General features: G+C 57.7%; 5 protein-coding genes. 2 read left to right on the top strand and 3 right to left on the bottom strand.

The genetic code is table 11. The features are described 5' to 3' along the window. Positions 1 to 57: 57 nt before the first annotated feature. Complete coding sequence (locus IRZ24_RS10245) at positions 58 to 1,632, bottom strand: glycoside hydrolase family 3 N-terminal domain-containing protein (protein WP_297163491.1); 1,575 nt, start codon at positions 1,630 to 1,632, stop codon at positions 58 to 60. 647 nt (positions 1,633 to 2,279) lie between these two features. On the opposite strand from IRZ24_RS10245, the gene IRZ24_RS10240 reads away from it, so the two are divergent. Next, positions 2,280 to 7,703: a HEAT repeat domain-containing protein gene (locus IRZ24_RS10240; RefSeq protein WP_297163488.1), complete on the top strand. Its 5,424-nt coding sequence runs from the start codon at positions 2,280 to 2,282 to the stop codon at positions 7,701 to 7,703. Between the two features lie 129 nt (positions 7,704 to 7,832). Here the strand turns inward: IRZ24_RS10240 and dcd are convergent, their stop codons facing one another. Both dcd and IRZ24_RS10230 read right to left on the bottom strand, forming a co-directional pair. Beyond that, positions 7,833 to 8,462, bottom strand: coding sequence for a dCTP deaminase (gene dcd, locus IRZ24_RS10235; protein ID WP_297163485.1), 630 nt, complete (start codon positions 8,460 to 8,462; stop codon positions 7,833 to 7,835). 233 nt (positions 8,463 to 8,695) lie between these two features. After that, positions 8,696 to 10,522, bottom strand: a complete 1,827-nt coding sequence (locus IRZ24_RS10230) for an exonuclease domain-containing protein (protein ID WP_297163483.1) — start codon at positions 10,520 to 10,522, stop codon at positions 8,696 to 8,698. A 586-nt stretch (positions 10,523 to 11,108) separates the two neighbouring features. On the opposite strand from IRZ24_RS10230, the gene IRZ24_RS10225 reads away from it, so the two are divergent. Next, on the top strand, positions 11,109 to 12,001 hold an 893-nt coding region (locus tag IRZ24_RS10225; RefSeq protein WP_297163480.1), incomplete at its 3' end, for a threonine/serine dehydratase.

Here is a 12,001-nt window from a genome sequence, read left to right as displayed (position 1 = left end):
GGGGCTAGGTGGTTTTTATATGAGACTTTTCTATACCTCTGGAACGAGGAAGGACTACTAAGGTAGATGCAGCAATCCTAATTGGTATTTCAGCATCAGAATGCGGCGGACTGACTCGTCGATCCGTTGGACGCTGAGCGTTCCAGTCTCCACGGCTGATTTCAAAGCTGCTAGCATGGAGGCTGCAGTTTGCGCTGAAATCGGTCCCATAAGCAAATCGGCTCCGGCCTGGACTGCCATCACTGCCGCCTGGCTCTCGCTATAATGTGCACTGACACCCTCCATAGTAAGGCTATCGGTGATAACTACTCCCTGAAAACCGAGCTGCTGGCGCAGAATGCCTGTGATCACCTTGGACGATAGTGAGGATGGTGTACTGCTATCGACTGCTGTCACGATCTCATGGGTCACCATGATCGCATGGACCTGCCCCTGCTGGATTAGTGTGCGATACGGTAGCCAATCGTTGGCCTCTAATTGGGCCAGACTGCGTGTGAGAATCGGGAGCCCGCTGTGAGGATCGACACTCACATCGCCCAGGCCCGGAAAGTGCTTCAGCGTCCCCAAGACCTGACCGCTTTGCTGCAGCCCTTGCAGATAGGCCCCAGCCAGGCGTGTCACGACAGCAGGATCGCTGCCGAAAGTGCGCGTGTCTAGCTGAGGGTTATAGACGCTGGTCACGTCAACAACAGGGGCCAGATTCAGGTTAATGCCGTAGGTGGCCAGATCATGAGCATCTTGGAGGCCGGCTGCACGGGCGCGCTCGGGATCGTTGGAGGCGCCGATTTCTGCGGCTGAGGGGCGTGGGCCGTCGAGATCCCGCAGGCGATCAACGCGTCCCCCTTCCTGATCAATGGCAATGAGCAGGGGAATGCCACTACCAGCGGTCCGTGCCCCGGTCTGGATTTCCTGGGTCAACTGCTTTAGTTGGGCGGCGCTCATGATATTATTGTTAGCGGTGAACAGAATAACAGCACCAACATTTTGCTGAGTGACCATTGTACTGAGATCCAGCGAATAATAAGGGCCTGTAAATTGTACAAAGAGCATTTGGCCTAGCTTTTGATCAAGTGTCATATTGTGTAGAATCAGATTGATATAGCCTGCAGGCGTAAGCTGTTGTTGTGCGCCTTGCTCTGTCGCGCGGGCCGCTGGAGTAGCGGAAGGCAAAGCTGAGCGGATCTGCTGCAGGACATTCTTGGAGCTGGCGCTGGCTCCCCAAAGCGTAAAAGCCCAGCCTTGTGATCCCAGAAGCTGAGCAAGGCTCGTCGGGATGGCATTGATGGCGACGATGAGCAAGAGCACCATCAGAGCCAAGGCTTGACTACGGCTAAGTTGCCAGCCCTGCCCCTGTCTGCTGATCGCTGTCAGGGCCGGCAGTTTACGCGTGGGCAGCAGAGCCAGAGCAGAGGCTGCCCGCTCCCCGAAATGGGTCCGTGGGGGAGGGGAAAGGGCAGGAGCAGCAGCAGCCAGCTTCAGGGTCTCAAGCTCGGCCAACTGAGACTGTTGCTTTGCAGAGGCAGGTGGCGCTGGTAGCTCGCTTGTTTCCTGCTGCGCGATCTCTTCAGCACGCTCCTCACGGGGTTGGCCGGACCGCTCGGCGACCGACTCCGGGCGGTCAAGCGGCGCCAAGAGAGGTACCTGTGGCCTTCGGGCATCAGTCCCCCTGCCGGTATCTGTGCCGGCTTTTAGGGGGCGACGCGAGGATAAGGGCCTGCCAGGAATCCTGATCACGGCCAGCTTGACAGTATCTTCATTCTCGATATCTGTCTCAGCAGATGATGCCTCAAGTCTCTTGCTCTGGCCGGGAGGTTGCTCTCTCTCCATAATCGTGATACCTCGTGATCGGTTATCCTCTGTCAAGGGTCTCTTTCTCTCTAACAGAGGAGCTTACCACTCGCTTTGTTCTGTCGCTATTACCAATGACGCATTGCCTGGCTGCCGGTCCAGGGCCTTTTGTCCGTACTCTGGGTCTCCCGCAGACGCCCGGAGCCGCAAGACTGGCCGTGCAGGCCCAGGTATGCCCAGACCAACGGGTGGGTGAAAAGCCTTGAAGCTTATGCCTCGACAGCGAGGAGAAACGTCGCTCCACGTGGTCTCTCCCCCCTATGCGTCAAGCTGAGGTTCATAAGTCTTCTGTGCCATAAGGTAGCCCTCCTGTGTGCTAGCTCTTCGTTGCTCTCGCTGGCCTCCATGTTGACACTTGTTCAAGTCACCGCTTCTACGCTATACTGTGACTGCTATCAACCGGCAAGTTCTGCGAAAGGTCGCTGGACGGAATGAGAGCGGAACAAAATCCACAGGCCCTCGTGAGTATACAAAAACTGGGAGGCAGGGCGACAGCTCTGCGACTACTCGCTTGGCCACTGCTGGCTGGAGCATTGGCCGCTGCGGCTAGCTTTGCCATTGAGCTGATACCGCACTGGCTGCAATACGTGACTTTTCACTGGCCGCTGGGCCAGAGAGGGGGCCGCCAGCCAGCTTTGTTGTTGTCTTTTGCTTCCTGGCTTCCTTCGCTCTCCTTTAGTGGATGGTGGTCGCTGGCCATTCCTGTGGGGGTTGGCCTGGCCGTCTTTGTGATCACCGGCTTACTGCGCCGCCCGCTAGCCCTCCGTGCCTATGCCCGTACTGTTCGCGCGTCCCTGGCAGAGCCACAGGCCGGCCTCCCATTGTCAACTGCCTCTGCTATCTACGAAACGGCGCTCGCTTACTATCAGGATATCACTGAACAGAGTGCTCTGCCATATAAACAGGACCTGACTTTCTCTGCTTTGTTACAAGAGCCATCTGCGCAGTTGCTCCTGCTGGGGACTGCAGGGGCCGGCAAGACTTTTGCCCTTTCCATGCTCCAGAAATATTCTCTAGATGCTTTCCTCCGTAATGGAGGAAAAGGTGCGAGATTGCCTGTATATCTCTCTCTAGAGCACTATAGCCTCTATCTTAATAGAAGATCATCGATACGATTCGAGGAGGAAGCCGGCGGTGAGCTGCCGGCGGGGCAGCATACGGAAGCGGAAGCATTGGCAGAGGGCAGGCGTGCCGCGGGAGCCAGTCTACAGCCGGAGGCGACCCTCTTTGACTTTCTACAGGAGAGCCAGGCGCGAGGTTTGCACCATTTACGGCCCTATCTGAGTCAACTGGCGGAGCGTGGGCAGTTGTTGCTCCTGTGTGATGATTTCCATCTGATTGAAACGACCTTCCGTGAAGCCATCATCGCTGAGCTTGGTTATCTGATGAGGCAGACGGGCAATCGTCTCGTAGTGAGCGCCTGTGATCTCTCTCATGAGGCGCTGCCAGAGCTTGAGCGCTTGCTGACGGAGGGGGAGATGGCCTGTGCTGTGTTTGCTCCCCTCTCACCCGCGCTGGTCCGTCGTTTCGTTGAGCGAGCGTTACAGGAACGGCCAATCACCGGGCGGCGGCAGTATACGGCTGGCCAGATCATGCATGCCCTTGAGGATAGTCGCCTGCGCTATCTCTGCAGTGTTCCCTTGACCCTCTTTAGCTTTCTAGAGATTCTGGAGACGCTCGATCTGGGAGATCCGGCCCAGTTCGATAGTCGTGGGCGTCTGCTGGGACGTCTGCTTCACCTCTGGTTAACGCGGGAGTTACGCCAGAAGCGCTGGCACCGTGGGAAGAATGAGGTAACAGAGGAAGAGCTGCTAGCCCTGCTTCGTCGACTGGCCTGGGTTTTATACCAGAGTGGTGCCCGTACACTGATGGTGCTGCCTGCAGGCCAGGGACGTCGCCAGAGAACGGGGGCACGGGCAGTAGCGCTAGCTCTGCCTCGCTGGCTGGAAGAGAATCGCTCACTCCTGTCCGGTCAGGGAGTGGTGCTCCCGGCAGATTTACAGACTCCTCTCCCTGATCCAGCACGGTTAGAGCAGCAGCTTGCCTGTCTAGAAGCTGCTGGCCTGCTGACGCTCTGCTCTGACAGCTTGCGCTTCCGTCATCTCTGGCTGGTTGAGTATCTGGTGGCTTGTGTCTTGCTAGGACTTGATGAGGAAGCAGACCAGGAGGTAGAGAGGCGCCAAGCAGCGCTGGCCCTGTGTTGTGATGATGCTGCTCGTTGGGCTGGCCCAGTGGCTATGTGGGCTGGCCTCGTCGATGATCCCCTCGAGCTAGCAGAGCGCTTTGCAAGCTTTGGAGAGACTCATCCTGCCTCTGCCGTGGCAGCCGGGGCTTTGGCCCTCATCTGCATTGGTGTTGCCTGGTATCCGCCCCGCTCTGTGCCTGATGATCCGTTGAGCTTACCGCCACATCTCTTACGCTTGCTCACTGGTATCTTGCGCGATACAACAGGCCTTGAGCGGTTAGCCCACCTTATTGCTCGCTTTGCGGCGGAGGGCACACTAGAGGTCTATCAAGGGCTACTGCCCACAATCATGATGCCCGGCATCGAAAACCTGCTGCGGCTCTGTGATCAAAAGCCGTTGCTTGATCGCTTTTTCGATTATCTCTATGAAGTTATCGACTTGCCTGCTTATGATACCCAGGTTCGTCGTCTTATCCCTGTACTCGGACGCCTGGGCGAAGGTGTTGTCCCCTATGCTGCTGAATTAGTGCAGCCGGCAGACGATCATTCTCTCCGTCTGCGAGCTGCAGCGGTGCGCATTCTTGCCCGTTGTGATGCGCCGCAGGCCGTTCAGCCGCTCCTCGATTGCCTTGGTGACAGTGAGCAGGTGATTGTCGAAGGGGCGCTTAAAGCCCTGATCCGCCTTGGCCCGGCACGAGCGCTAGAGCCATTGCTTGAGGCCTTAGAGCAGTACTTACCCGGTATAGCGGCGGCCCGGCAGGTCCAGCGGGCCATTCTGGTCGTGTTTGACTATTTTCTCGGCGAGACCGATCCCCAGCGTGCGCTCTCTCAAGAGCAGCGCACGCGCGTGCTCAACGCTGTCTGTCCGCTCTTGTCTGGGCAACACCCGCCCGAGGTGCAGCGTGCAGCTCGGGACCTGCTGACCCGTCAACTGCAAAGGCAGCCACTGCCGGAGTGTGTCCAGCTCTTGATCCGGGCCCTGGCCAGCTCTGATGAGCTTCTGATCCGCAATGCTATTCGTGTTCTTCAGCAGGGCGACGCGCGCCTGACTCCCTTGCTATTAGAACAGCTAGAGAGCCAGAGCGCTGAGGTTGTACGGGCTCGCCTGGTTGAGGTGCTTGGGGGCATACGCGATCTACAAGCCCTGCCTGTACTGCTCACGCTGCTGGCAGATGCTTCTCCACTGGTGCGTCAGCAGGTGGGGATTGCCTTACAGCATGCCTATGTTCCCGAGAGCATTCCTGGTCTGATCGATTTGGTGCTGCGGAGCAAAGAGGAACAGGTAGCCGGGTTGGCTGCGCGTATCCTTGGTGAAATGGGTGAGGAGGTCATTGAGCCTATCTTACAGGCTCTGCCGCAGATCGTGCCTGGCCGTACACAGTTGCTCATCCAGGTACTTGAAGGCTTAGATGACCCGCGTGTGATTCCTGCCCTGGTGAATCTCTTGCAGGAGGCGCGAACCGAGACGCTGCTGGCGGTAGCCATTGTCCGAGCCTTGAGCCGTTTCTCGGATGCTCAGGTGGTGCCACCGTTGATTGCCTTGCTCGACAGCAAAGAGACGCTTGTCTATGAAGAGACTATTCTAGCGCTGAGCCGTTTACGGGAGGTGGCGCTCTCAGATCTGCTGGAGGCCCTGGATGTTGAACCGGAACATGAGACTGTGGTGACAGCGCGAATCCGGCGGGCGATTCTAGGCATGGAGCCATTCCCGGGGGAGCAGCTCATTGCGGTGCTTACTCACGGGAGCGAAGCTCAGGTGCAGCAGGTGACGAGAATCTTCCGGGAGCGAGGTGCCGAGGCGGCTTTACTGCTCGTGCATCAGCTCTTCCATCCTGATGAACGTACCAGGAGCTATGTCCGCCAGATCCTTGATGGCATGGCGGGGCAGGTTTTAGTTCCTGCCTTGCTGGAGGTACTGAATCGCCCAGCTTGGCGTCCAGTCCTCGCAGAATATCTGGTACGCTATCCGGCTGAAGCTGTGCCGCCGCTGATCAGCCTCTTGGGTGATCCTGAGCGTGGTGATGCGGCTGTCTCAGTCCTGTTGCTGTTCGGGCCAGACATCCTCTCTGCGATCGTTCCGGGATTAGCCCAGGAGGATGAGCTAGCGAGGAAGCGGGCTCAGCAATTGGTGATCTCGCTGGTGCGTCAGCACCCAGAGACTGTAGAGCAGGTGGTCCAGCTCTTTAGTCCCTCGCTGCCTGCGCGTGCCTATGAAAGCCTGGTGGAGATTCTCGCTGGCGATCTTGCTGACCTGGCCATTCCAGCACTTCTGGCGGGATTGGGCGACGCCTATCTGCTTGCTGGCGTCTCTGAGGTGCTGGCTCGTCTGGCTCGGCGCCGTCTTACTCCCGCTGGACGTGAGGCGCTGGCGGGCCTAGTGGAGGCCTTACGCTCGGCAGAGCGGCGGCATGGAGCTGAAATTACGCTGGTAGAGCTAGGCGAGCTAGCAGTTGTCCCTGTGGGCGAGTTGATCACTGACCCTGATCCCCAGGTGGCGCGCGCTGCGCGGCGGATTCTGCGCGATATCGGCACACCGGCCCTCCCCTTTATCTGGGCGGCCTGCAGCGATCTGGTCAATCGTCCGCGGCGTGAGGCTGCTCTGGAGATTTTCCGCAGTATGCCGACGCTCATTATTAAAGATGAGCTTCTGACCCATCTGGCGAGCCGGAGCGTCCAGGAAAGCGCAATGGCGGCTACGCTCTTACAGGAGCGTATCCATGATGAGGCGAATAGCCCTGATCCTTCGCGTCAGGAAATGGTTCCGGCCTTGCTGGAGTATGTTCAGCACCCTCAGAGCGATGAACGCCTCTGCCGTCGGATTCTGGCTCTGCTCTTGCTGATGGGAGGCGAGTATATCGTACAACATCTGGTTCAGGCCCTCTATGCACGCTCCGAGCGTCAGGATCTCTTGATGCGCTGCTTCCTCTTCCTGGGACGAGAGGGTGAGACGGCTTTGTGGGAGATGTATCATGATCCTGAGACTCCGCCGGATCTGGCTAATCAGGTGGTGAGTGTTTTAGGCATGCTGCGCGCCTATCCGGAGATTGGTGAGCTGGCTCTGAGCCTCAGCCAGTATGGCCTCACGCTAAATAAGGAGCGGCTTCAAAGCCCTGATCAGCTAGAGATCTCTCTACGGGCCCTGGGTGGTCTGCTGGCAGGGGGCCATTGGAATGTCGAAGCGCTAGAGGAGCTGCGTCAGCGCTTGAAGGAGGGCAGTGCGGAACGCGATTTGGTCGAGGTCCTTCTCGGTTGGCGCTATGGAGCCTATATTACTCGCTTGGAAAATGATTTGCAGAGTGTTGAGCAGGCTCACAAGGAAAACATGCGTAACCTGACCATGCAGCTTCTGCAGGCTCGCAGTCAAATCAGCGATATGGAACATGAACGGGAGAATTTGGAAAAATCTCTGAAAAAGACACAACAAGAGCTAGATGCTGCACGGCAGGAACTCGCTCGCCTCACGCAGGAATGTGAGCGTCTTCAACAGGAGCATGGTACCCAGAGCGAGGAGCTGGAGCAGGCTCAGCAGGCCATACAGCGACTACAGGAGCGCTTGAATGTCGTCGCCCATGAGAAGCGCCTGCTACAAGATCAGATTAATCAGTTGCATGCGCACAATGCTCAGCTTGTTGAACAGATCAATCTGTTACAGGGCGCAGAAAACCCGTGAAGGCCGGCGTAGGGCAGACAGACAGACAGACCGCACCGGCCTCTCTGGTGTGGGGAGAGAGCCATCCTGCTCACTAGCCGACAGCGAGACCGCGGGCCGGTGCGGCCTGCTTCCCCACCTGAAGATTAGTCAGTCCTCACGCTCTCCGTCCGCGAGCAGCTCGCGCTCTCGCTGCTGCCGATGGCGGCTGTAGAGGGCGTAGTCCCAGTCCAGATAGGCTTTGGGGAGCATGTCCTCAGGGGTCCACTGATGCTGCTGCCCGTATTTCCCCTGGTATTCCTTGAGCGTTTCGCCAACGTATTCAAAAGTGATCTGGCAGATGCGGAAGCCGACGGGGACGACAATCGTCGTCATAGTGTGGTTGCTGATCTCCATTGTCCAGCGACTGATATAGCCTACATCCCCCACGCCTGCGCAGCGACAGACCGAAAGGCCCGAGCGGGCTACTGTGCTGCGGGCATACATTTTGCCCAGGTAACCATTGCGCCCGCCGATGATCTCTTGTGTATGAGCGAGAATGGTGGTTCCTGGGCGAATAGCAATCTGACCGTTCTTGGCGCGGCGCGGCTCTCCCCAATAACGTCGGATCTCTTCCGGGTTATCTAGATGCAGGATCTCGACATTGGCATCGCCCTGAAAGTACCACTCACCCAGACGGCAATCATAGGAATTGGTTCCTAGCTGGCGCTCGTCAAAAGGCTCGATGACAATATTGCCGCGTGCAAGCTCCTCTTTGATACGCTTATCCGATAGCAGCATAGATCGTCATTCCTCCGCACTGGATGAACTGGCTCTACTGACCACCCACCGTGGTAAGGGCGCGGCTGCCTTCCCAAGCGTTAACCGACAAGTGCAAACCGCCGGCATACCTGACCATGCTGGCTTACTGATGCTGAGCTGGTCAGAAGTTGGTGGGAAGAAGAGCGATGGTGTAGCTGCTATGGTATCACATCTGAGCTATTTTGTCTGCGCGCCTGACCCCCCTGGCGTGTCTAGTCCCAACCACCTTGCCTGGTGCTGAGCGTCTGCCAGATGCGTTCAATCAGTTCTTCGCTGGCCTCCGGTGCTCTCAGTGTCTGAGAAGTGAAGGGGAAGAAAGCCTGATCCCGGCTATGCTGCTTGATCCAGCGAGTGATAATGATGATCTGGTCGATCTCCGCCTGTCCCACGGTAGCGGGGGGCTGCTGTAGCTGGGCCGCCCTGGCCAGTAGCCTGCGCAGTGTGTAGCGGGTAGCCTGTTCCTCATGTGGAGCACGCTGCAGCTCAATCAGGCGACCGTGACGGATCAGAAACAGTTCGTTCTGGCCTTCCCAGGCGGAAGGATAGGCAATCAGAAGGTTGTGAGTGGCAATGGCGCTGTTGATCAGGCGCTGGCTGATGAGCACCTCCTCTGTGCTATGGAGCATGTCGCGCAGAAGAGCGGCTCGCTCGTATTGCAGTTCCTCGGCAGCTTGCTCCATTTGGTGGCGTACACGGACTAGCAGTTCGGGGCGCTCCCCTGCCAGAAAGGCAGAAACCTCCTCGATAAGCTGATGATAGCGGTCTGCAGCAAGCTGACCGGTGCAGGGAGCCAGGCAGCGACCGAGGTGGTAACGGAGACAGGGCGTGCTGGGCGCTGCCTCGGGTGGCAGGGGCCGAGTGCAGGTAGGTAGAGGGAAAAGACGCTGTAGCAGCTCAAGTGTCAACTCGACGCTGCGCCCGCTGCGAAAAGGGCCAAAATAGCGAGCACCATCAGTCTCGGACTGACGAGTAATGGTGAGACGTGGAAAGGCATGCTGCACATCGATCTTGAGAAAAGGATAGTGCGCGTAATCACGTAGTTGGATGTTATAGGGGGGCTGAAGCTCCTTAATCAATTGAGACTCGACAAGCAGCGCCTCTAATTCGCTACCCAGGGGACGTGTCTCGATGGCCTGCACTTGCTGGAGCAAGCGCGCGATCCTGGGATTGAAGACAGACCGCTGGTGATAATAGGAGGCCAAGCGTCTCCTCAAGCAGCGAGCTTTGCCCACATAGAGCACCTGACCCTGACTATCCTTCATCAAATAGACACCGGGTTGCGAGGGAAAGGTACAGCGCCAGGCCGGATTGAGTGGCAGAGTCTCCAAGCGCGGTGAGCGAGAAGAAACAGCGTCGCCGTCCTTTTTCTTGGCCATACTGGTCTCGATCTGCCGAATTGCTGCTTGCTCGGTGGACTGTCCTGGCGTGCTGAGAGGTCTAGCGCTCCTAGGGGCCGACTGCTGGCTCAGCCACAGGGACCTGATGAAAACCAGAGCTGTGGCTTCGGCATCGGCCAGGGAGCGATGGGGAGGGGTCAAGGGAAGGTGTAACCGACTTGCGAGAAGCGCCAGGCTGAAACGACGTTGGTCGGAGAGCAGATAACGGGCCAGGGTCAGGAGATCGAGCCCCTCGAGGAGCCAGGGCAAATTGCAGCGAGTCGCCTCATGAGCAAGAAAGCGCCAGTCGAAGGTCAAGTTATGTCCAACGAGAATAGCGCCCTTGCAGAAGCGCAGCAACTCAGGCAACGGTTTTTCGATGCCAGGCGCTGCTGTCAGACTGCGTTCGTCAAGGCCAGTCAGGTGCGCGATGGCTCTGGGGACAGGTCCTTGAGGATTTACCAGGCTATGGAAGTGCCCTCTTATCTCCTCCTTGTGCAAGCGGCGCCAAGCGCCAAGTTCAAGAATGCAGTCCCATCCCAGCCTCAGCCCTGTTGTCTCGGTATCCAGGGCCACAAAGTCAAGGCTTGCCAGTTGCCGACCGATCAATGGGTGCCAGAAACGCTCTAGGTTCGGCCTTCCTTTAGTCTGAAGGCATTGCACAAGATCCCTCTCATCCAGCGACTGGTCTGCCGCCTGGAGCCCAGTGTCAATGTCCCATAAGAGACGGCTAAAACTGACTATCGGCTCAGGTTCCTTGAAAGACGGCACTGATCACCTCAGCGAGACATATGGTGTTGCTAACCAGCGGCTCTTTCCTGGCAAAAGTCGGAAAGAAGTACAAAGCCTGAGGACAAACGGGCGCTAACCCCCAATGCTCTCTGTGCCAGAGAGAATAGCATGAGGGCCATCTGCTGACAAGAACAAGAAGAGAGCGAGGGAGCCACTTTTGGACTGCTCAGGCAAGCCTCAGTAGAGCCACAGCGGCTAGAGTTACAGATGATCAATCCTGGCTCATCGGCTCAGCAACGATGCAAAGCCTGCTCAGTCTTGCAGAGTAGCCCCCTCTCCATAAGATGGTATACTGGTCCTGTGCCGCTCATCAAGACAGCGGCCCTCTTCGACTGCTGATGGCTGGCTGGAACTGCAAGATCAACGACTGCGCTACTAGCGACGAGAAGCAGGGCGCGAAAAGAGCGATGACCGATCAATGCCACTGGCAAGAGAGAAGCGAAGGATAGCAATAGCCATGGAGATTCCAACGTTCCAAGATGTCCTACGAGCCAGGCAACGAATTGCTCCTTATCTAGCGCGCACCCCTCTGCACAGCTACCCGGCTCTCAATGAGCTGCTCGCGGCTCAGGTCTATGTCAAGCATGAGAACTATCAGCCGGTAGGGGCCTTCAAAGTACGTGGAGGCATCAACCTCATCGCCTGCCTCACACCCGAGGAGCGCGCCCGTGGAGTGATTGCGGCCTCCACTGGCAACCACGGTCAATCGGTAGCCTATGCCGCTCGCCTCTTCGGAGTGAAAGCCCGGATCGTCGTTCCGGAGGGAGCCAATCCCGGCAAAGTAGCGGCTATGCGCGGCATGGGAGCTGAAGTAATCTTCTATGGCCCAACCTATGATGAAGCAAAAGCTCACTGCGAGGAGCTGGCCCAACAGCATGGCTATCGCTACATTCACTCGGGCGATGAACCATTACTGATTGCTGGAGTCGCGACCCTGACGCTGGAAATTCTGGAAGACTGTCCTGACCTGGAGGTCCTGATTGTCCCTATCGGCGGTGGCAGCGGTGCTGCTGGGGCCTGTTTGGTAGCGCAGACCATCAATCCTACCCTGCGGGTCATCGGTGTCCAATCTGAAGCGGCCCCTGCAGCTTACGAAGCCTGGCGCCGAGGGCAATTAGTAACCGCGCCTAATCGCACCCTCGCCGAGGGGCTGGCTACGGGAGTCTCCTTTGCCCTTCCGCAGCGCATCCTGCGCCAGTATCTGCGCGAATTCGTGCTTGTCTCCGATGATGAAATCCTGCGTGCAATTGCCTGGATGGCTGAACTGGCCCACACATTGGCCGAAGGAGCGGGCGCTGCAGCGCTTGCGGCAGCTTATCGGCTGCGGGAAGAACTACGAGGGAAAAAAGT

This window comes from Thermogemmatispora sp. (genome assembly GCF_019683755.1).
GTDB lineage: Bacteria > Chloroflexota > Ktedonobacteria > Ktedonobacterales > Ktedonobacteraceae > Thermogemmatispora.
Note: the sequence above shows the minus strand (reverse complement) of the source record. Positions and strands in the feature narration are given on the sequence as shown.